This is a genomic window from Streptomyces sp. NPDC111656 (genome assembly GCF_055656965.1).
On sequence record NZ_JBVKCA010000020.1, the window covers coordinates 80,025 to 99,551 of the forward strand.

Sequence of the window (19,527 nt, forward strand, 5' to 3'; positions counted from 1 at the left end):
CACGGGTCGTACGGGTCGCAGGGGTCGTACGGGGGGTGCGGAGCGTGGTGGCCACTACGAGCCCGCCTTGCTCATGTTCGCGCCGAACTGCTCGGGATTGATCTGCCGCAGGAACGACTTGTCGACGTTGGTCAGGAGCGGGTCGGCCTGGTCCGAGGGCAGGGCCTGGTCCCAGGAGAGTTGGAAGCTCGGGGCGTTCTGCACCAGGTCGTAGACGAACGTCAGCCACGCCTTGTCGGACGACTTCGTCGCCGCCAGCTTCGACTCCAGACCGTTGACCGGCGGCACGCTGCCCGCCGCGAGGTAGGCGTCGACCTGGGAGTCGTCGAGGACGTAGTCCTTCAGGTAGGTGACGGCAGCTGACTTGTGCCCGCTCGACGCGTTGAGCGACAGGAAGTTCGAGGGGTTGCCGACGATGCTCTTCGCGTTGCCCGCGCCGCCCGTCAGCGCCGGGAAGGCGACATAGCCCAGGTCCTTCTTGGCGAAGTCCGGTGCGGCCTTGACGAGGTTGGCGTACTCCCAGGTGCCCATCACCTCCATGCCCGCCTTGCCGGTGTAGAGCAGAGCCGTGGAGGCGCCCTGGTCGTAGTTCACGGAGGAGGCGTTGTTCCCGAACGCGCCGGCCTTGGCCAGGTCCTGGAGGTACTGGTTGGCCTTGGTGACCGTCGGGTCCGTCCACGCCGTGGCGTCACCGGAAGCGATCTTCGAGAACGCCTGGGCCCCGCCCGTGCGGTCGAGCAGGTACTCCAGGTACATCAGCGTGGGCCACTTGGAGTTCGCCGCGAGGGACAGCGGGATCACTCCGTCGCCCTTCAGCTTCCCCACGGCCGTCATCAGCTCGTCGTACGTCTTCGGCGGCTCCACACCCGCGCTCTTGAGCACCTTCTTGTTGTAGTAGAGGACGACCGGGGCGAGGCCGTTGGCGGGCACGCCGTAGACCTTGCCGCCGAAGGTGGCGCTCTGCATCACGCTCGGCGTGAACCGGTCCGTCTTCACCTGTGCCGCCGTCAGCGCGTCGACCTTGCCCGCCTTGACGTAGTCGTCCAGCGCGCCGCCGCCCCAGCTGAAGAAGATGTCCGGTGCCTGGTTCGCGCCGAAGGCCACCCGCAGCTTCTGCTTGTAGTCGTCGTTCGCGTACAGCCGCAGCGTGATCTTCTCGTCGGGGTGGTCCTTGTTGTAGGCGTCGACGGAGTCCTTGAGGATCGTCTGGTCGTTCAGTGCCCACATCGTCAGGCCCTTGGCCGATGTCGTCGTGGACGGTCCCGAAGTCCCGCACGCGGCAAGGCCGAAGGCCGCCGCGACCGTGACGGCGGACGCGATGACGCGCCGGGCTCTGATGTTCCGGAATCCGCGCATGTTCTGCCTCATCTCTCTGCACGCCGTGGGTGCGTCAGGCAGATCGGAAAGCATTACGAAAGGCTTTCGGATGTCCCGCCGAGGCGGCCTGCCTGCTGGATCGGGAGACTGACATGTCCTTCACACCAGGGACAAGGAGGGGAAATGCCTCGGTTACGAAAGACTTTCGTGAAGCGGACCCCGCCCGTGGACACGGGCGGGGTCCGGCATCGCATGCGCGGATGACCTCCTGCTCGCGCAGCTTGCGCACACGCTCGTGGTCGTGCGCGGCATCTGCCGACAGGCCGTTGGCGGTGCGTGCTAGCTCTTGCAGGCCTTGAGCATGAACAGCCAGATTTCGCTGACGGTGGGGAAGCAGGCGACGGCGTGCCGCAGTCGCTTGAGGGGGATCTCACCCGCGACGGCGACGGTCGCGGAGTGCAGCAGTTCGCTGACGCCGGGGCCGACGAAGGTCACCCCGAGGAGGACCTCACGGTCGAGGTCGACGACCATGCGGGCTTGGCCCTGGTAGCCGTCGGCGTACAGGTTCGCCCCCTGGGCCTGGGCGAAGTCCACGTCCACCACGGAGATGCGGTGCCCGGCTCCGGTGGCCTGTTCGGCGGACAGGCCCACGGCGGCGGCCTCGGGGTCGGAGAAGAAGACCTGCGGCACGGCGTGCTGGTCGGCGGTGGTGGCGTGGTCGCCCCAGGGCCCGTTGTCGAGCGGCAGTCCCTTGGCGCGGGCGCCGATCGCGTCGCCCGCCGTCCGCGCCTGGTACTTGCCCTGGTGGGTGAGCAGGGCGCGGTGGTTGACGTCACCGAGGGCGTAGAGCCAGGTGCCCTCCAATCCTCGGACCAGACAGGTCTCGTCGACATCGAGCCAGGATCCGGGGGCCAGGCCCACGGTCTCCAGGCCGATGTCCTCGGTGCGCGGCGCCCGACCGGTGGCGAACATGACCTCATCGGCCTCCAGCAGGCTCCCGTCGTCGAGGCTCAGGGTGACCGGGCCCGCCGGGTCGGGGCGGCTCAGCCCGGTCACCGAGACGCCGATGCGTACGTCCGCGCCCGCCTCGGTGAGCCCTTGGGTGACCGCGTCGCCGACGAAGGGCTCCATCCGGGGCAGCAGCGCGCGGCGGGCCAGCAGGGTGACCTGGGCGCCGAGGCCCTGCCACAGGGTGGCCATTTCCACGCCCACTCCTCCACCGCCGACGATGGCGAGTCGGCCGGGCACGTGGCTGGAGTCGGTGCCCTCGCGGTTGGTCCACGGACGGGCTTCCTCGATGCCTGGTACGTCGGGCAGTACGGGGCGGCTGCCGGTGGCGACGGCGACCGCGTGGCGGGCGTCGAGAGTGCGCCGGCCGCCGTCGGAGGCGGTGACGGTCACCCGGCGCGGTCCGTCGATCCGGCCCTGCCCGCGGAACAGATCGGCGCCGATGGACTTGACCCAGTTGGCCTGCCCCGAATCGTCCCAGTCGGTGACGTAGTGATCACGCCGCGCGAAGACCTTGGCGGTGTCGAGCCGTCCGGTGACCGCCTGGCGGGCACCGTCGACCCGGCGTGCGTCCGAGACGGCGATGACCGGCCGCAGCAGTGCCTTGCTGGGCACGCAGGCCCAGTACGAGCACTCGCCGCCCACCAGTTCACGCTCGACCACGGCGACGGTCAGCCCGGCCGCGCGGGCGCGGTCGGCGACGTTCTGGCCGACCGGGCCGGCCCCGAGCACGATCACGTCATAGGTGTCTTCCGGGGTGGCTCTCGCGGCGGCTTCTGGAGTGATTTCGGGTGAAGTGTTCATGATTCCATCGTTCCTCGGGACGTGGCGATCCGCTCGGCTCACGGCCGGCGGGGCGTGGCGGATCGCGAGCTCCCCTGTGGGCGGTGACAGCTGCGGCCGATCGGAGGCCGGTCAAAAACCGGGGAAGAGCGTCCGCAGGTCGTCGAGGGAGATCGAGCCGGTGGCGGTCAGGGGGTCCTGGGGGCGATTGCGGCCGTAGACGAGCCGCAGTGTCGACTCCGCGGGGCCGGTCAGGAGAGCGGTGGGGTCGGTAGGAGGGGTCGGGTAGAGGTGGAGTTCGGTGTCGATGTCGAGGAGCAGCGCTTGGCCACGGTCGGTGAGCTCCACTCGTACGCGCCGCGGTGCGAGGCGGGTCAGGGCGTCGGCGTCGCGGAAGCGGGTGACCACCAGGTCGATCCGCTTCCAGAGCAGCGCCACGTCGGGTGCGGCGAGCACCGCCCGCTCGTCCAGCGCCACCATGACGTCCCAGGCGTGTACGGCCTGCTCGGAGAGCCGGTAGCCGGCGTACGACGCCAGATCGAGCAGGCCGGCGAAGTACGGGACGCGCAGGGACGCGCACTGCCCGGGGCCGACCGAGTCCAGGAGCGCCAGATGGCGTTCGTCGGCCTCCCGCCACGCGGCGCGCTGTTCGACGGGGGACATCGCGTCCCACCGCTCCCACACCGGCAGGAGCTCCTCGCGGACCGGGCCCCGCTCGTCCCCCTTGAGGCCCCGTTCCACGAGCGTGGTGGAGATCTCCGCGCCGCTGCCCAGGTGGGACAGCACCTGGCCGATCGTCCAGCCTTCGGCGAACGAGGCCTCGGCGAGACGGTCGGCGGGCAGGTCGGCGACAGCGTGCCCCAGCCGCAGGGACGACTCGTGCAGCGCACCGATCCAGCGGTCGGCGGCGGTCACGCCTCGACCCCGCTTTCGTACGCGAGGTCGGCGGCGGTGAGACCCTCGAGCGCCATGCCCAGTTGGGTGCCTTCGGCCATGCGGCGGCTGATCCGCTGCCGCAGGGTGACGGCCAGATAGCGGGTGAGCAACTGCGGCTTGGCGGCGAGCCGCTCCGCGAGTTCCTGGGCCCGGGGCAGCACCCGCTCCAGCGGCAGCACCTCGGCGACGGCGCCCCACCGTTCGGCCTGGTCGGCGGTGAACGAGCCCTGGGTGAGGGTGAGGTAGCGGGTGCGGGTGACGCCGATGGCCTCTTCCCAGGCGATCTGGATGCCGTCGCCGGGCACGATGCCGAAGGTCAGGTGGGGAAAGTCGGAGAAGACGGTGGTGTCCGCGGCCACGACGATGTCGGCCAGCAGCGCGTACTCGCTGTGTACGGAGGCCGGGCCGTTGACGGCGGCGACGATCGGCAGCTCCAGGTCGACCAGGCGCTGCATCACCCGGCGCCCCTCGGCGACGGTGCGGTCCCACTGGGCGGGCTTGGTGATGTCCCCGAGGCTTGCGCCGTCGATCTCGGTCATGAAGCGGTCCCCGGTGCCGGTCAGCACCAGGACCCGGTTGTCCCGGTCCTCGCCGATCTCGAACAGCGCGCGGGGAAAGTCGGTGTGCAACCGTCCGCTGAAGGTGGCCGGGCCGCCGTCCGTGTGGAAGCGCAGAGTCAGCACCCCGGAGTCGGTGCGGCTCAAGGCGATGTTCTTGAAGGCGGTGAAGTATGCGGGTGTCGCGCCGGTCATGGTCACTCCTGTGGTGGCGTGGCGCCGTCGTGCGCCGCTCCTCCACACAACCACCGGGGCAGGCCGGTTCGTAGCGTGCGCCCAGTCGCTCCGGGACCACCCTCCATCAGGGATGTTTATGGCATCCGGTCGTGCCGCGATCCGGCGATGTGGTGCGATGGGAACCATGGATCTCCGGGACATGCGGGCCTTTGTGGCGGTGGTGGAGGAGGGCGCCCTGTCCGCCGCGGCCCGCCGGCTCCACATGAGCCAGCCCCGGCTCTCCCAGATGGTGCTCGCGCTGGAGCGGGAGTTCGGCGTCGGCCTGTTGGTGCGCAGTTCGACCGGGGTCCAGCCGACCGAGGCCGGCACGACCCTGCTCGCCGAGTCCCGTGCGGTGCTCGCCCGGTACGACCAGGCCGTCGCCGTCGTCGCCCGGCACGCCGCACCGGGTGGCTCCGTCCTGCGGCTCGGAATCCCGCTCGAACTGCCCCCCGGGTTCCTGACCCGCCCGCTGGCCGCACTCGCGGACGCATGTCCCGAGACTCGAGTGGAACCCCGGCACATGTCCACGGCGGACCAGACGGCGGCCCTGCGCACCGGGGAACTCGACATCGGCCTGCTGCGCGAGCGCCCGCCCGGGGGTGACCTGGACGCGATCAGGGTCATGGAGGAGCGGCTGGGCGTGCTGCTCGCGGCCGAGCGGGCCGCCGAACTGTCCGGCCCGGAGGGTGTTCGGCTCGACTCCCTCGCCGGGCTCCACTGGGTCGGCTTCCCCCGCTCCGGAAGCCCCGTCTGGTACGACGAGGTCACCGCCGTACTGCGTGGACACGGCATCGACATCGAGGCCTCCGCTGTGGGAGGGCAGACGCTGCTTGCCGAAGTGAAGCTGGCGGCCGTGAGCGACGGGACGGCCTTCGCCCTGGCCCCGCCGCACTGGTTCCACCCCTTGCCCGAGAACGTCGAGTGGCAGCCCCTGACAGGCAGCCCTCTGGTGCGTCGGACCTGGGCGGTGTGGCAGGCCAGGTCGCACCGACAGGACCTCGGGCGTTTCGTGGTGGCGCTGGGCAACGACACGGACGGCTGACCCGCAGCGCCACCCGGGCCATAAACATTCCTGATGGCCGGGCCTGCGAGGACGAATGGCCGGAGGGCATGGCGCCGACCGTTCCATCGGTTCTACGACATCGCGGTGGTCAACACGCCGCGATGTCACCTGATGTCACCCGATGTCACCGAGGGAAAGGACAGGAACATGGAGTTCCGCGACCGGAAGGCGCTCGTGACCGGGGGCGCAACCGGCATTGGTTTCGCGACGGCACGGTTGCTCGCCCGCGAGGGAGCCGAGGTCGTGATCGCCGGCCGGAGTGAGGAAGCCGGAGCCAAGGCCGCAGCCGTGCTCGGCGGCCGGGCACGTTTCCTCCAGGCCGACCTGCGGGATCCGGAGTCGGTGCGCAGACTCGTCGAGGAGGCGAGTGACGTGGACGTGCTGGTGAACAATGCCGGAGCGTTCCCGTTCGCTCCCACCGCGGAGCAGGGCCTGGACGCGTTCCAGCAGCTCTTCGAGACGAATGTGCAAGGACCGTTCTTCCTCACCGCGGCGCTGGCGCAGAAGATGGCGGCCCGGGGCGGCGGCAGCATCGTCAACGTCACGACGATCGCCGCACAGCGCGGTATGCCCGGCACTGCCGCCTACGGCTCGACGAAGGCCGCGGTCGAGTCCCTGACTCGCACCTGGGCGGTCGAGTTCGGCGGCCTCGGAGTCCGGGTGAATGCCGTCGCGCCCGGTCACACGCGCACCCAGAACGTCTCCGACCTGATCGGCGAGGAGAGCTTCGAGCGCATCGGCGCCGAGGTGCCGCTCGGTCGGCTCGCCGCCCCCGAGGAGATCGCCGAGGCGATCCTCTTCCTGGCCTCTGCGCGGGCCAGTTACATCACCGGAACCGTCCTCACCGTGGACGGCGGAGCAGTGGCCCTCACCTGACCCCCCTCGTCTGCGAAGGCGGGCAACGAATCGACACCCCAGAGGAACAATCATGGGACTTCTGAACGACAAAGTAGTGCTGGTCACTGGTGGAACTTCGGGCATCGGCCGCGTCGCCGCCGTCCTGTTCGCCGAGGAAGGCGCCAAGGTGGCCATCACCGGGCGTCGCGCCGAAGTCGGCGAACAGGTGGTCGACGAGATCTCCCAGGCCGGAGGTGAGGCGCTGTTCATCCGGGCCGACGCAACCGACATCGCCGGCGCCGGGGACGTGGTGCGTCGGACCGTCGAACACTTCGGTCGACTGGATGCGGCGTTCAACAACGCCGGTACCGCCATGGTCGGTCCGCTGACCGAGCTGGACGAGAAGACCTGGGACGTCCTGGTGGACGGCAATCTCAAGAGCACGTTCTTCTACCTCCAGGCGGAAGCGGCGCAGATGAAGCACCAGAAGGAAGGCGGCTCGATCGTGCTGAACGGTTCCGTCTTCGCCGAGTTGGGGATCGAGGGCATCTCGATCTACAGCGCCAGCAAGGGCGGCGTCACCGCACTCGCCCGCGCCGCCGCGGTCGAACTCGGCCCCGACGGCATCCGCGTCAACAGCGTCAACCCGACCGTGATCCGCACCCCTCTCACCGAAAGCGGCATCACCAGGAACGAGGACGGCACCGAGTACCACCCACATGGCGAGAAGATCCCGCTGGGCCGGCTCGGTGAACCCGAGGACGTGGCCAAGGCGACCCTCTTCCTGCTGTCGGACCTCTCCTCCTACATCACCGGTCAGACACTGATGGTCGACGGCGGGCAAAGCGTCAACTGAACCGACCACAGCACTGTTCGAGTCGGCAGAAGCACGACGCATCGATCGGGACGTCCGCGAGTGCGGTGGCCACGGTGAGTTGCTGGGCGATGATGCGGGCTTCCCCCGTCTTGCCGAGCCGCACGAGGCATTCGTGGAAGCCGTGGAGTGCCCAGACGTTTCCCGGATGTTGTGAGGACCTGGGCAGCGTGTCGTCGAGACCGAGGTCGGCCCGGTAGACGGCCTCGGCCTCCTCGACTCGGCCCTGTTCGAGCAGGAGCGCCCCGTAGGCGTGACGGGTCGGCTGCATCCAGCCCCACGGTTCGTCATAGGGCAGGTGGTCGTCGAGTTCGACGGAGCGCCGCAGGGAGGCGAATGCGAGGTCGTACTCGCCCCTGCGGTACTCGAGTTCGCCGTCGAGCATGGCGGCGGCGATGGCCAGGATGTCCCGGCAGGTGTTGTTGAACAGCGTCCGCGTCTCGGGAACCCGTGCGACCGCGCGGCGGAACAGCTCGCGTTCCGCCTCGGCCTCGGCGGTCGCCCCGGTGGCGGAGTACGCCACTCCGCGTGCGTAGTGCAGCATCGCCGTGGTGACGCAGTACAACTGCGGGTCGGAGGGCATCGGCAGCGCGAGGATCTCCTCCCACCGGCCGAACCGGATCAGTACGTGCACCCGCATGGCGGGGAACCCCTCCAGCCAGTCGGCCATGGGCGGGCTCTCCACACGCAGCAGATCCTCGGGGATGGACGCCTCCAGCTGCGCGGCCGTCTCCAGCGCCGTCCTGGACCGGCCGAGGAACATCGCGCCGTAGATCTTGAAGTGATAGTCGTGCGAGCGGTACAGCGTGTAGAAGTTCATCGCGCCGGCCCGTCGCAGGTACTTCTCGTCGGCCTTGATCGCGGCACTGTTGGCCGACACGACCCGTCGGTAGTCGCCGCACAGCACGTCGAGGTGGGAGGGCATGTGCTGAAGGTGCCCCGCGTCCGGTACCAGTCCCGGCAGCCGGTCGGCGACGGTGAGGGCTTCCTCCGGCGTCGGCGACATCTCCATCAGATGGATGTACATGTGCAGGATGCCCGGGTGATCGGCACCGGCCCCGGTCAGCAACGCGCGGTCGAGGACGGCCTTCGCCTCCAGCGTGCGCGCACCGGGGGCGGGCTCGCCGGTGCGCAGGTCCCACAGCTGCCACGGGGTGAGGTTCATCAGCGCGTCCGCGTAGAGCGTGGCGACATCAGGGTCGTCGGGCGCGAGTTCGTACACGGCACGCATGGCCTCGGCGTACGGCTTGTTCCAGACGGAGCAGTCCTCGACGGCGCGCGCGGCGGGATAGCGCTCGCGCAGCGCCTCGATGAGCGCGCGCTCGGTCGGTGTGGCCGTGCCGGACAGAGCGTGGGCCCGTTCGACGGCGGCGTGCGTCCGTTCCACCGTGTGCCGCAGATCGACGTCGTCGAAGAACTCCCAGGGCTTGTTGTAGTTGGGGCCCAGCGCGTATGCGACACCCCAGTACGCCATGGCGCAGTCGGGATCCGCGGCGGCCGCCGATTCGAAGCAGGTGACCGCCTCTTCGTGGTTGAACGCATAACTCCACACCAGACCGCGGTCGAACCAGCACTGTGCTTCCGGCGAACGGGTCGACACGGGCCGGGTCAAGGTCCCGAGGTCGAAGTAGTCCATGAGGATCTCCTGCGGAGGGATGCGGCTCGACGACACCGGCTTCTTCCTGCATACAGCGGACGCAGACAGTCCCCTCGAGTCTATTTCCGCTGGAGACCCCGGAGACGGAACCGCCCGGGATACTCGCGGACTGTTCGGGGTGATCCACAGGTGAAGGGGCGGCGTACAACCGTTGGCGCCCCGTGCGGGTCTTGGTGGTTGCCGTGTGCGTGAGAAGTGCGGTCCACTGCCCTCCATTCCCAGGGTTTTGCCATGTCCTCCCGAAGATTCCCCGTGTCCGCCGCGGCTGTCGCCGCCGCCGTCATGGCCGTGACGGGGCCGGCGACAGCGGTGTCCCACGCCTAAGACGCCCCTGCGGGCGCCCTCGCCGCCGATGCCGCGGCGTCCGTGCGTGCCGACTTCGACGGTGACGGATACACCGACGTCGCGATCGCCGCCCCCCGGCGGCACGGTCAACGGCAAGGCGGGCGCCGGATACTTCGCCGTCGTCTACGGCATGGCCGAGGGCCCCAACGGTGTCAAGCGCCAGGTGATCAGCCAGGACCGCTACGGGATACCCGGCAGGGCCGAGGCGGGTGACCACTTCGGCGGCCCGCTCACGGCCGCCGACCTCGACGGTGACGGTCCACCGACCTGGTGGTCGGAGCCCCGGGCGAGGACATCGGCAGTGCGCGTGACGTCGGGCTGCAGACCGTCGTGTGTCCGGCGCGCGCTTCGGTGCCGCCTTCCACCGCTGAGGCCAGGAGGACGACGAACCGAGCAGGCCAGTAGGACGACGAACCGGGCAGGCTAGAAGGACTCCGAGTCGGGGATCACGTGCATCGCGGCCTCCTCGGCCGATGCGCCCGCCCCGTCGACGCCGACGTCGTAAGCAATCAGGTCCTTTTCGGTGTCCTCGTGAGCACCTTCGTCCGGCGCGATGAGGCGGCCCGCCCGCAGGTCGCCCACCTCGTCGTCGATGAGTTCCCCGTCGCCGTCCCAAAGGTCCCCGATACCGTCGCCGTCCTGGCCGGCGATATCCGGTACCTCCTCGGCAAGCCGCTCGTCCAGGCTCTCCCCTCGTTGCCGCTCCGCCGCCGTGACGCCGGTGTGCTCCACGCCCCAAGGCTTCTCAGGGGGCGAGTAGCCCTCGTCGAGAGCCTCGTCGATGCCGCTGTCGTCGAGGGTGTCCGAGACGTCCAGCAGTCCGGCGTCGTCCTGCACCTCAGAGCCGTCCGGCTGGTAGACGTCATCACCCATCGCCTCGTAGGCCATGCGCGCTCCATTGTTGGGTGCTCCCTGCCAGGGATCTGACGGGAACACGGTTGTCCGGACCGGAGGGAACTCTCCTGGGCGGAGTGGGAACATCAGCCTAGGACCAGAGACCGAGGCACGTCTGACTCTCCGCGCACCGGGTCTGTTCCCCCAACGCACCATGCCCAGAACTCCCATCCGCCACTCCCGGTGCTCGCCGGGAGGGTGCCCGGTCGGCAGGACACCTGGACGCCTCGCACCCGACGCCTCGCACTGGACGATTCGGTACCAGGCCTGCGAGGCAGTCAACGCCCGGCAATTGCCGTGGCGCTGCGGCAGGTTGGCTTGGCAGGATGGGGGAGATGCCCGCTGAGTTCCCCTTCCTCGATTCCTCCGCCTGCCCGTCCTTCGATCACCGCTCCACCGCCCGCGACGCCCTTCGCGGCTCGGCGGTGGGCGACGCCTTCGGCGCCCAGTTCTTCGTACCGGACAATCTCCCCGGCCTGCGGGAGCGGCGATTGCCCGCCGCGGAATGGCCGTGGACGGACGACACGGAGATGGCCTGCTCGGTTTTCGACGTGCTGCGCCGGCGCGGCAGCGTGGACCAGCATGAACTGGCGCACGGCTTCGCCCACAGGCACGACTTCGACCGGGGCTACGGTCCGGCGATGAACCGGCTGCTGCGCCTGGTACGCGAGGGCGGCAGGTGGCAGGAGCTGGCCGCGGAACTGTTCGACGGCCAGGGGTCGTGGGGCAATGGAGCCGCGATGCGGGTGGCGCCTTTGGGTGCTTGGTTCGCCGTGGATCTGGCCGAGGCGGCCGCGCAGGCCGGGCGGTCGGCGCGGGTGACGCACACCCATCCGGACGCGGTGGCCGGGGCGGTCGCCGTGGCGGTGGGAGCCGCGTGCGCCGCCCGCGGGCGCGTTCGGCCGGTGACCGGAGCCCAGTTGCTGGCGGCGGTGGAAGAGCTGACACCGGAGGGACGGATCCGTTCGGGGGTGGCCGAGGCGAGGGAGTTGCTGGGCCAGCCGCACGCCGAGTACGCGGCGCACCGGTTGGGCAACGGGCGGCGGGTGAGCGCGGCGGACACGGTGCCCTTCGCCCTGTGGTGCGCGGCCCGGCATCTGGAGGACTTCGCGGAGGCGTTGTGGGCGTGCGCGTCGGTGGGCGGGGACGTCGACACCACCTGCGCGATCGTCGGCGGAATTGTCGCCGCTCGGGTGGGCACGGCGGGGATACCTGCCGCGTGGCGGGCGGCGTCGGAGGCGCTGCCGGAGTGGGTGCGCGAGGGTGAACCGGGTGAGGACCTCAGCCGCGCCGGGCTGGGTCGCGACGTGACGCCGCTGCGCCGCCCCGAGTCGATTCCCGTACCGGAGTTGGTGTGGACTCCGGGGCAGTGGCAGCGTGTCCGGCACGGTGTGCGGGCGCTGAGCATGGACGAGAAGTGGGACGCGTACCTGGAGGGTGATCAGCTGACGCTGCGTCGCAGTTGGACCGGTCGCGCCATTTTCCGGGTGACCGTGGCCGAGGGCCCGACCGGCCGGCGGCCGGTCGCCGCGCTGGTCGAGTCGGACCCGGAGCTGTACCGCCGCGGCGGCGACGAGACGGAGAGCGCCTTCCTCGAACTCTTCCTGCGTGCCTGGTACATGGACGACTCCCGGCCCGAACTGTGGAATCGCTACCAGGAGTTGCGCCGCGCCGAGGAGGCGGCGGCTGAGGCCGAGAGGACCACCTGAGCGGCGAGCGGGCGCAGTCCCGCCGCCGCTTGCGTACGCAGGGTCCCGTGGCCGGCGAGGTAGATGGTCTGCAAGGGATTGTTGGCGAACCCTTGCCGCCCTCTTACTGATCATGTCTCTTTCGCCGCGTACGGTTCCCGTAGCGGGGTGTCCCGTCGAGGATCTTCGAACAAGGGGAACGGATGACACCCAGTCGCCGGGCAGTGCTGGCGGCCATGGCGGGAGGCGCCCTCGCCGGCTGTGCGGGCCCCCAGAGCACGGCCAGCCGCAGCGCCTCCGTCACCGGCTCCCCCTCCACATCCGCGGCGATCGCAACCGGCACTAGTACCCCGGGCTCCAGCCCGTCGGCCACCGCGCCCACCGCCACCGCGCCCAGCGCGTCCCGCGCCGTCACCCGCGCGGACATCGTGGCCCGTTACGGGCACGCGGTGCCGCATACCTGGGGCTTCGACGCACCCGCCGTGGTCCACGCGCTGCCGACCGCCAGACGCGTGATCGCGCTGACCTTCGACGCCTGTGGCGGCCCGGGCGGCAGCGGCTACGACCGTGCGTTGATCGACTTCCTGCGTCGACGGGAGATACCCGCGACCTTGTTCATCAACTCCCGCTGGATCGACGCCAACCCCGCCGTTTTCCGCCGGCTGGCCGCCGAGCCGCTGTTCGAGATCGCCAACCACGGCACCCGTCACCGCCCGCTTTCGGTCACCGGCCGCTCCGCCTACGGCATCCCCGGCACCCGCAGCGCCGCCGAGGTGTACGACGAGATCTCCGGCAACCGAACCAAGCTCACCCGGCTGCTGGGCACGCCGCCACGCTTCTTCCGCTCCGGCACCGCCTACTGCGACGACGTTGCGGCACGGATCGTCACCGCCCTGGGAGAACGCTTCGTCAGCTTCTCGGTCAACGGCGACGGCGGCGCCACCTTCACCCCCGAACAGGTGCGTACGACGGTCGCCGCAGCCCCCGGCGGATCCATCGTCATCTGCCACATGAACCATCCCCGGGGTGGCACTGCCCGAGGCATCACCGCCGCCGTTCCTCAGCTGCTGGCCACCGGCCGCAGCTTCACCCGCCTTTCGGACGCCCTCCACTGACGGTGCGTCCGGGCTGGGGCGGCGACTGTCGGGAGGCCCGGTTCAGACAGCGGTCGACTCGGTCGACGTGACGCGGTCGCCCTGGAGTCAGCGCGGCTCCGGCGTCGGCCACGCACGCGGGTACGGCACGCGCAACGTCTCCGCCTCGACCGGGGTGTGCTCGGCGGCGGCGTGCAGGCGCCCGTCGCGAAGGATGACGGTGCCGCTGCGGAGCATCATGGCGATGAGCTCGGCGGCGAGTGCTTCGGGCGTGAGGCCCAGAAGGCGCGCGGCGTCGGTCAGCCAGGCCCGCGCGTGCAGGTACGGCTCGACCTCGCCGGCGGGGATCCCGCCGCGGATCATGAGGGCGAAGGCGAAGATCCGCCGGGCCCCGTACCAGACGGCTCCGTCGGGATCGTCGACGAGACGCCGCGCGCGGCGCAGCGCGATGACGAAGGCCGCACCGGGGTCGGCGGGGATCGGCCCGTGCGAGGGGAGCAGCACGCGCGGGGCGAGGTCGGCCATCCGCTCCAGGGAGGCGAGAGCGGTGGCGGCCGCGTCGGGCCCGTCGAGGGCGAGGTTCACCCAGCCGACGTCGTAGTCCGACAGCGCGTCCCCGACCACGAGGAGCCCCTCTTCCGGCTGCCACAGTGCGAGGTGGCCGGGTGTGTGCCCGGGGGTGCGGACCACTTCCCAGTCGGCTTCACCGAGGCAGAGGATCTGACCGTCGTCGAGCGCCATGTCGATGGTGTAGGGGCTTACGGGCTGGTCGAGGTATTCCGCAGCGCAGCAGCCCGGGTCCCGGCGGGCGACGGCGTCCGCCTCCGGGGCACCGGCCGCGATGCCGGCGCCGCCCGCCTGCAGGAGGGCGTTGCCACCGACGTGGTCGGAGTGCCAATGGGTGTTCACGACCAGGCCGACGTCTCCGGCGTGGGCGCGGGCCCAGGCGGCCGTGTCCTCGGCGTGGCCGACGAATCCGCTGTCGACCAGGGCTGGTTGGCGTCCGTGGAGCAGAAGAAGGTTGGCATCGGGAAACGGCCTTTGCTGCCAGGTCACCCAGGACGGCCGTGGATGTGGGCTCACCGTTCGGGCCTGTTCACGCGGATCAGCGTCTGCTGGCCGCTGGCGACGAGCGACCGCCGGCCGTCCCGGACGCCGAACACCTCCAACTGGCACACGGTCAGGGTGCGTCCGGACTTCAGGACCGTTCCGACCGCCTCGATGTGGTCGCCGACGGCGGGTGCCAGGAGATTGATCTTGTACTCGACCGTGAGCACGTCGTTGTTCTCCGGGAAGAGCGTGAACGCCGCGTAGCCGCCCGCGGTGTCCGCGATCGCGCTGGTGGCGCCTGCATGGAAGTAGCCACGCTGCTGCGTCACTTCGGGCCGGCTCGGGAGGACGATGTGCACACGGCCCGGCGCGATCCGCGTGATCCGCGCACCGAGGAGGCCCATGAGCCCCTGCCGGTCGAAACTAGTCCGGATGCGCGCCTGTACCTCCGGGCTCGCCTGTTCCCGTTGCGACTGCTCTTCCATGTGCTCTCCTTCGGCGGACATCACGGTGTTGAACGGGGTCGGGCTGGTCCGTCAGCCGGCCAGGCGTTCCACCAGTAGGAACCCTCCGATGACGATCATCATGGCACCGGAGGCGCGGGTGACTGCCCGGGCCGCCGAAGGCCTGGTCTTCAACACGGTGCGGGCCAGCACGCCGACGGCGAGGTAGACGACGGCGCAGGCGGTCATGTGGAGCGTGCCGAGCAGCCCGGTCTGCGCGGCGACCGGCCAGCCCGACCCGGGGTCGATGAACTGTGGGAACAGCGAGAAGTACAGAAGCAGCGCCTTCGGGTTCAGGCCGCTGATCCCGGCTCCCTTGAGCATGATCTGCCGACGAGAGGAGGGCATGGCCTTCGTGGACGCGCCCAGCACCGCCGGCCGCGACAGGACACCCCAGCCCAGCCACATCAGGTAGGCGGCCCCGGCGACGGTCAGCGCGGTGAGAACGGTGGGCGAGTTCGCCACGATCACCACCAGGCCGGACACGGCGAGCATCGTGTATCCCACGTATCCGGCTATCAGTCCGGCGACCGCCGGGACGACCGACCGGTCGCGCAGCCCCGCCGTGATCGCGTAGGCCCAGTCCGCGCCCGGGGTGAACACCAGCAGCAGATCCACCGCCAGGAAAGCCGCCACCGTCGTCGTGTTCATCGATCTTTCCCTCTCACGTTCCTTGCCCTGAGAGGGAAGATAGGCGCAAATCACCCGCAAATGTTTCTGTCTTTTCTCCATGATCGCGCCTGGTGGGGGAGAATCTTTCTCATGGATGCCCTGGACCGGAAGATTCTTACCGAGCTGCAGCTGGATGGCCGTCTCACGGTGACCGAGCTGGCCGCCCGCGTGAAGCTGAGCATCTCGCCCTGCCATCGCCGCCTGCGTGACCTCGAACGCGAGGGCGCGATTCGCGGCTATCGCGCGGTCGTCGACCCGGCCGCCGTCGGTCTCAACTTCGAAGCCCTGGTCTTCGTCACCCTGGGCTGGGAGGACCGTGACACCGTCTCCGCGTTCGAGGAGGCCGTGGCCGCCGTCCCGCACGTAATCCAGGCCCAGCGCCTCTTCGGCGAACCCGACTACCTTCTGCGCGTCGCCACCGCCGACCTGTCCGCCTTCCAGCAGCTGTACGACCAGCGGCTGGCCACCCTGCCAGGGGTTCAGCGCCTGACCTCCACCCTTGTCATGAAGCACGTCGTCGACGACCGCCCACTGCCCGAGTAGGTCATCCAGGGGAGTTGGCTCACTGCTCTCAGGCGCGTTGCCCGCGGGCGCCCACGACCTCGGGTGGCCGCTACCTCCCACCATGGCTTCGCGATCAGGCGCCTACGCCGCCGGGCCACGACGGCCCATCGCCGCCACCGTGCTGTCCGACCCGACCCGACCCCCCGGTATCCGGGGGCTGCGGGCGTCAGAGCGCGGCCGGGCCTTGCAGGACCTGGCGCGGCTCGAGGCCGACCTGCGACTCGGACAGCGTGCCACCGCCCGCGACGTGGCGGGCGGCCAAGTGCGCCTCGGCAACGGCGAGAGCGTCGGCTTCGACGGTCTGATCATCGCTACCGGTGTGCCCCCCGCCACCTTCCCGACAGCGATCTCGCCGGAGTCCACGTCCGGCGCACGCTCGACGACGCTCTCGGCCTACGCGCCGCGCTGCTCACCGGGCCCCGGGTGGTCGTGGTCGGCGCCGGACTCCTCGGCACCGAAGTCGCCGCGGCAGCCCGGACCATGGGCTTGGAGGTGACCGTGGTCGAGCCGGAACCCGTCCCCGTACGGCGCCCGTTCGGCGACCGCATCGGCGAGCTGGTCCGATCTGCACCGCGACCACGGCACGCGCCTGCGCTGCGGGACGGGGTGGAGTGCGACGCGCTGTGTCGGGCCGTACCCGGCATCTACGCCGCCGGAGACGTCGCCTCCTGGCACAACCCGCACTTCGGCACCCGCATGCGACTGGAACACCGCAGGAACGCCACCGAACAGGCCATGGCCGCGGTCGGCACCTGCTCGGCGACGCCAAACCGTTCGCTCCCGTGCCCTACTTCTGGACGGACCAGTACGACACCAGGATCCAGGCGTACGGCGCCTTCCCACCCGACGCGGACGTGCGGATCGTCCACGGAGACCCGTTCGACGGATACTTCGCAGCCGCCTACGTCAGCACGGGAGAGTGGTCGGCGTACTCGGCTGGAACACCCCCCCTCCCAGGTACGCACGCTGCGTCATCTGGTCGTCGAACGCGTGTCGGGGACGGCCTTCACGGTCGTACCCGCGCTCCGCCCGGCAACCGTCAACTGACCTCCAGTCGCACCATGGTGACGTCTGGCTAGCGGTGGGCGAGGCCGTCGATCATCAGGGCGAGGGTGAAGTCGAACCGGTCGTGGCCCGCGCCGGCGGTGAGCTCGGCCGCGTAGCGGGTGGTGTGAGGGAAGGCCTCGGCAGGCAGCGCGGTCAGGCGACGCTGGAGCTCGTCGGTGTCGACGACCCAGTCCGCCTCGTTGTGGACCTTGCGCTGATTCAGGATGGAGATCTCCAGGCAGTAGGCGGCCACGTACAGCAAGAGGGCGTCGATGGCCCAGGCGGCGGCCTGCGGGGCGACGCCGCCGGCGATCAGGATCGCCAGCATTCCTTCACTGACGCGCAGGGTCTCGAGGTCGGTGGGGGCCATGGCGAGCGCGGCGCGGGAGATCCCGGGGTATTTCAGATACTGGTCGCGCATCTGGATGCACACGCTGCGGATCTGCTCCCGCCAGACTGCGGGGTCGGGCTCGGGTGGTACGAGCGCGGCGCACAGCCGCGCGATGAGCAGTTCGTCGAGGTCGGCCTTGTTGACCACGTGGGCGTAGAGCGAGGCGGGTCCGGTGTCGAGCGCGCCGGCCAGCCGGCGCATGGTCAGTGCCTCGTAGCCCTCTGTGGCGATCACCCCGAGCGCGGTGTCGATGACCTGCTCCACGGTGATCGGGGCCTTGCGGCGCCGCTGCCTGGGGGCGGCTTCGACCTCGGGATTCGGCAGGTGGTGGCGCGCCGCGCGTCGTTCTCTCGGGTTCACCCAACCACTATATCTTGACACGAACACTGTTCGTTTGTAGAACACTGTTCGTGAATATCGATGTGAACCAGAATGTGGACGTGACCGTGGTCGGAGCCGGGCCGGTGGGCCTCGTGCTCGCCGCGGAGCTGGCGCTCTCCGGAGCGACGGTGCAGGTGCTCGAGCGACTGGCCGAGCCGGCCGTGGCGATGAAGGCGGGGTCGATCAACGTGCCGACGGCCGAGGCGCTCGACCGCCGCGGCCTGCTGTCTGCCGCCGAAAACGTGCAGCGAGAGGTGCTCGAGCGGGTGGGGTCGTTCGCTCGCATGACCGGCGACCAGCAGCCAGGAGGCGGCCGACGAGCGCGCGAGTCGCGGTTCACCGGGCATTTCGCGGGGATGGTCCTCGACGCCGGCCTCGTGGACTGGTCCGATGCCGACCTCGCCGCGCACGCCGCGGTCGACGGAGCGAGGATGGTGCCGCAGCGTGAGCTGGAGGAACTGCTGGCCGACCATGTCGCGCGACTCGGCGTACCGGTGCATCGCGGGGTGGAGGTCACCGCGCTCGAAGACACCGGCGACGGCGTCCTCGTCGGCACCACGGCCGGCACGATGCGCACCGGGTGGCTGGTCGGGTGCGACGGTGGGCGCAGCACCGTACGCCGCCTCGCGGGCATCGACTTCCCCGGCACCGACCCCGAACTCACCGGACACGTGGCGGTCGCCGACATCGCCGACGCGGAGAAGCTCGCGAACGGATGGGTGTGGTCGACCCGGGGGGCGTACCGCTACGGGCCGCAGCCCGGGCGGTTGGTCACCGTGGAGTTCGGCGCTCCCGCCGACCTCCCCCACGCTCGGCTTCGCTCGCGCGGGGGGACCCCCATGCCGCCGGTCACTCTTGAGGAGTTGCAGACCAGCCTGCGCCGGGTCTCGGGCACGGACGTCACGCTGACCGCGCTGCGCGGCGCCGCGACCCGCTGGACCGACAACGCCCGCCAGGCCGCGACCTACCGGTCGGGACGGGTGCTGCTGGCCGGCGACGCCGCGCACGTGCACTCGCCGTTCGGCGGTCAGGGGCTCAATCTCGGGGTCGGCGACGCGATGAACCTCGGTTGGAAGCTCGGGGCCGTGGTCGCAGGATGGGCACCCGAAGGGCTGCTCGACACCTACGACGCCGAGCGCCGTCCCCTGGGCGCCTGGGTGCTGGACTGGACGCGGGCCCAGATCGGGGTGATGCGCGGGGACGCCAAGTCGGCCGCGCTCCGGGAGGTCGTCGCCGATCTGCTGAGCACCCGGGACGGCACGACCTACGCGGTCAAGAAGATCTCCGGCGTCACGCAGCGCATCGACCTGCCCGGCGACCATGCGCTGGTCGGCCGCTATGTCCCCGACCAGTGGCTGACGGACGGTTCCCGTCTGGCCGACCACGGTCACGGCGGCGGGTTCTTGCTGCTCGACCGCACTCCGGACGGCACCTTCGCCCGCCTCGCCGCGGCCTGGGCCGGGCGAGTGAGCAGCGTGATCGACGACCACGCGACGCCGACCGGGGTGTTGGTACGCCCGGACGGGGTAGTCGCCTGGGCCTCCGACACCACCGACGTCGCCGCCGTCACCGGCCTCGAAACCGCCCTGCGTGGATGGGCCGGCGCGCCGTCGCCCTCACCCGAGCACGCACCGATGCGCTGAACAC

Annotated in this window: 19 protein-coding genes and 1 pseudogene; 10 read left to right on the forward strand and 10 right to left on the reverse strand. The window is 70.3% G+C overall.

Annotation, left to right across the window (positions count from 1 at the left end; all coding sequences use genetic code 11):
* Nucleotides 1–54: 54 nt before the first annotated feature.
* The 4 genes from ACZ7M3_RS41395 to ACZ7M3_RS41410 all read right to left on the reverse strand — a co-directional run bounded on the left by ACZ7M3_RS41395 (nt 55) and on the right by ACZ7M3_RS41410 (nt 4,796).
* Nucleotides 55–1,356, reverse strand: a complete 1,302-nt coding sequence (locus ACZ7M3_RS41395; protein WP_472070629.1) for an extracellular solute-binding protein — start codon at nt 1,354–1,356, stop codon at nt 55–57.
* 300 nt (nt 1,357–1,656) lie between these two features.
* Nucleotides 1,657–3,129 carry a dihydrolipoyl dehydrogenase family protein gene (locus tag ACZ7M3_RS41400; RefSeq protein ID WP_472070631.1) on the reverse strand — a complete coding sequence of 491 codons (1,473 nt, stop codon included), beginning with the start codon at nt 3,127–3,129 and terminating at the stop codon, nt 1,657–1,659.
* Nucleotides 3,130–3,240: 111 nt separating this feature from the next.
* Nucleotides 3,241–4,023 (reverse strand): maleylpyruvate isomerase family mycothiol-dependent enzyme, encoded by a 783-nt coding sequence (locus tag ACZ7M3_RS41405; protein ID WP_472070632.1) that lies wholly within the window; start codon nt 4,021–4,023, stop codon nt 3,241–3,243.
* On the reverse strand, nt 4,020–4,796 hold the full coding sequence (locus tag ACZ7M3_RS41410; protein WP_472070634.1) for an enoyl-CoA hydratase/isomerase family protein: 777 nt from the start codon (nt 4,794–4,796) through the stop codon (nt 4,020–4,022). The genes ACZ7M3_RS41405 and ACZ7M3_RS41410 overlap by 4 nt, the downstream gene beginning before the upstream one ends.
* Before the next feature lie 166 nt (nt 4,797–4,962).
* Here ACZ7M3_RS41410 and ACZ7M3_RS41415 point away from each other — a divergent pair, with 166 nt between their 5' ends.
* From ACZ7M3_RS41415 to ACZ7M3_RS41425, 3 genes are all read left to right on the forward strand, one after another.
* Nucleotides 4,963–5,862, forward strand: a complete 900-nt coding sequence (locus tag ACZ7M3_RS41415; RefSeq protein ID WP_472070636.1) for a LysR family transcriptional regulator — start codon at nt 4,963–4,965, stop codon at nt 5,860–5,862.
* 168 nt (nt 5,863–6,030) lie between these two features.
* On the forward strand, nt 6,031–6,759 hold the full coding sequence (locus tag ACZ7M3_RS41420) for an SDR family NAD(P)-dependent oxidoreductase (RefSeq protein WP_472070638.1): 729 nt from the start codon (nt 6,031–6,033) through the stop codon (nt 6,757–6,759).
* Nucleotides 6,760–6,811: 52 nt separating this feature from the next.
* Nucleotides 6,812–7,576, forward strand: coding sequence for an SDR family NAD(P)-dependent oxidoreductase (locus ACZ7M3_RS41425; protein WP_472070640.1), 765 nt, complete (start codon nt 6,812–6,814; stop codon nt 7,574–7,576).
* On the opposite strand, the gene ACZ7M3_RS41430 is transcribed toward ACZ7M3_RS41425, so the two are convergent.
* A complete protein-coding gene (locus ACZ7M3_RS41430) occupies nt 7,569–9,230 on the reverse strand; it encodes a hypothetical protein (protein WP_472070642.1) in 1,662 nt (553 codons plus the stop codon). The two genes, ACZ7M3_RS41425 and ACZ7M3_RS41430, sit on opposite strands and share 8 nt — an antisense overlap.
* Before the next feature lie 387 nt (nt 9,231–9,617).
* Here ACZ7M3_RS41430 and ACZ7M3_RS41435 point away from each other — a divergent pair, with 387 nt between their 5' ends.
* Nucleotides 9,618–9,809 (forward strand): FG-GAP repeat protein, encoded by a 192-nt coding sequence (locus ACZ7M3_RS41435; RefSeq protein WP_472070644.1) that lies wholly within the window; start codon nt 9,618–9,620, stop codon nt 9,807–9,809.
* 210 nt (nt 9,810–10,019) lie between these two features.
* Here the strand turns inward: ACZ7M3_RS41435 and ACZ7M3_RS41440 are convergent, their stop codons facing one another.
* Nucleotides 10,020–10,484, reverse strand: coding sequence for a DUF5709 domain-containing protein (locus ACZ7M3_RS41440; protein WP_472070646.1), 465 nt, complete (start codon nt 10,482–10,484; stop codon nt 10,020–10,022).
* A 341-nt stretch (nt 10,485–10,825) separates the two neighbouring features.
* Between ACZ7M3_RS41440 and ACZ7M3_RS41445 the strand changes: the two genes are divergently transcribed.
* Nucleotides 10,826–12,199 carry an ADP-ribosylglycohydrolase family protein gene (locus ACZ7M3_RS41445; RefSeq protein WP_472070648.1) on the forward strand — a complete coding sequence of 458 codons (1,374 nt, stop codon included), beginning with the start codon at nt 10,826–10,828 and terminating at the stop codon, nt 12,197–12,199.
* A gap of 182 nt (nt 12,200–12,381) precedes the next feature.
* Nucleotides 12,382–13,293, forward strand: a complete 912-nt coding sequence (locus tag ACZ7M3_RS41450) for a polysaccharide deacetylase family protein (protein ID WP_472070650.1) — start codon at nt 12,382–12,384, stop codon at nt 13,291–13,293.
* A gap of 87 nt (nt 13,294–13,380) precedes the next feature.
* Here ACZ7M3_RS41450 and ACZ7M3_RS41455 read toward each other — a convergent pair whose 3' ends face one another.
* Genes ACZ7M3_RS41455 through ACZ7M3_RS41465 form a run of 3 tightly spaced genes read right to left on the reverse strand, consistent with a single transcriptional unit; the run spans nt 13,381 to nt 15,476 of the window.
* Nucleotides 13,381–14,328, reverse strand: a complete 948-nt coding sequence (locus tag ACZ7M3_RS41455; protein WP_472070652.1) for an MBL fold metallo-hydrolase — start codon at nt 14,326–14,328, stop codon at nt 13,381–13,383.
* Between the two features lie 23 nt (nt 14,329–14,351).
* Entirely contained in the window at nt 14,352–14,807 is a 456-nt protein-coding gene (locus ACZ7M3_RS41460) for a PaaI family thioesterase (RefSeq protein WP_472070654.1), read from the reverse strand.
* Nucleotides 14,808–14,858: 51 nt separating this feature from the next.
* A complete protein-coding gene (locus tag ACZ7M3_RS41465) occupies nt 14,859–15,476 on the reverse strand; it encodes a LysE family translocator (RefSeq protein ID WP_472070656.1) in 618 nt (205 codons plus the stop codon).
* Between the two features lie 111 nt (nt 15,477–15,587).
* Between ACZ7M3_RS41465 and ACZ7M3_RS41470 the strand changes: the two genes are divergently transcribed.
* The 3 genes and pseudogenes from ACZ7M3_RS41470 (at nt 15,588) to ACZ7M3_RS41480 (ending at nt 17,140) form a co-directional block, all read left to right on the forward strand.
* Nucleotides 15,588–16,040 carry an Lrp/AsnC family transcriptional regulator gene (locus ACZ7M3_RS41470; protein WP_095850321.1) on the forward strand — a complete coding sequence of 151 codons (453 nt, stop codon included), beginning with the start codon at nt 15,588–15,590 and terminating at the stop codon, nt 16,038–16,040.
* Nucleotides 16,041–16,103: 63 nt separating this feature from the next.
* Nucleotides 16,104–16,565: pseudogene (locus ACZ7M3_RS41475) on the forward strand (FAD-dependent oxidoreductase); the annotation flags it as partial.
* A 278-nt stretch (nt 16,566–16,843) separates the two neighbouring features.
* A complete protein-coding gene (locus ACZ7M3_RS41480) occupies nt 16,844–17,140 on the forward strand; it encodes an oxidoreductase C-terminal domain-containing protein (protein WP_472070658.1) in 297 nt (98 codons plus the stop codon).
* Here the strand turns inward: ACZ7M3_RS41480 and ACZ7M3_RS41485 are convergent.
* Nucleotides 17,137–17,859, reverse strand: coding sequence for a TetR/AcrR family transcriptional regulator (locus ACZ7M3_RS41485; protein ID WP_472070660.1), 723 nt, complete (start codon nt 17,857–17,859; stop codon nt 17,137–17,139). The genes ACZ7M3_RS41480 and ACZ7M3_RS41485 overlap by 4 nt on opposite strands.
* Nucleotides 17,860–17,909: 50 nt before the next feature.
* Here ACZ7M3_RS41485 and ACZ7M3_RS41490 point away from each other — a divergent pair, with 50 nt between their 5' ends.
* Nucleotides 17,910–19,523 (forward strand): FAD-dependent monooxygenase, encoded by a 1,614-nt coding sequence (locus tag ACZ7M3_RS41490; protein WP_472070662.1) that lies wholly within the window; start codon nt 17,910–17,912, stop codon nt 19,521–19,523.
* The last annotated feature ends 4 nt before the right edge of the window (nt 19,524–19,527 follow it).

Bases quoted from the DNA above. Each gene is read 5' to 3' on its own strand.
- ACZ7M3_RS41395 (WP_472070629.1), bottom strand. From the start codon at position 1,356: ATGCGCGGATTCCGGAACATCAGAGCCCGGCGCGTCATCGCGTCCGCC.
- ACZ7M3_RS41400 (WP_472070631.1), bottom strand. From the start codon at position 3,129: ATGAACACTTCACCCGAAATCACTCCAGAAGCCGCCGCGAGAGCCACC.
- ACZ7M3_RS41410 (WP_472070634.1), bottom strand. From the start codon at position 4,796: ATGACCGGCGCGACACCCGCATACTTCACCGCCTTCAAGAACATCGCC.
- ACZ7M3_RS41415 (WP_472070636.1), top strand. From the start codon at position 4,963: ATGGATCTCCGGGACATGCGGGCCTTTGTGGCGGTGGTGGAGGAGGGC.
- ACZ7M3_RS41420 (WP_472070638.1), top strand. From the start codon at position 6,031: ATGGAGTTCCGCGACCGGAAGGCGCTCGTGACCGGGGGCGCAACCGGC.
- ACZ7M3_RS41425 (WP_472070640.1), top strand. From the start codon at position 6,812: ATGGGACTTCTGAACGACAAAGTAGTGCTGGTCACTGGTGGAACTTCG.
- ACZ7M3_RS41430 (WP_472070642.1), bottom strand. From the start codon at position 9,230: ATGGACTACTTCGACCTCGGGACCTTGACCCGGCCCGTGTCGACCCGT.
- ACZ7M3_RS41440 (WP_472070646.1), bottom strand. From the start codon at position 10,484: ATGGCCTACGAGGCGATGGGTGATGACGTCTACCAGCCGGACGGCTCT.
- ACZ7M3_RS41445 (WP_472070648.1), top strand. From the start codon at position 10,826: ATGCCCGCTGAGTTCCCCTTCCTCGATTCCTCCGCCTGCCCGTCCTTC.
- ACZ7M3_RS41450 (WP_472070650.1), top strand. From the start codon at position 12,382: ATGACACCCAGTCGCCGGGCAGTGCTGGCGGCCATGGCGGGAGGCGCC.
- ACZ7M3_RS41460 (WP_472070654.1), bottom strand. From the start codon at position 14,807: ATGGAAGAGCAGTCGCAACGGGAACAGGCGAGCCCGGAGGTACAGGCG.
- ACZ7M3_RS41465 (WP_472070656.1), bottom strand. From the start codon at position 15,476: ATGAACACGACGACGGTGGCGGCTTTCCTGGCGGTGGATCTGCTGCTG.
- ACZ7M3_RS41470 (WP_095850321.1), top strand. From the start codon at position 15,588: ATGGATGCCCTGGACCGGAAGATTCTTACCGAGCTGCAGCTGGATGGC.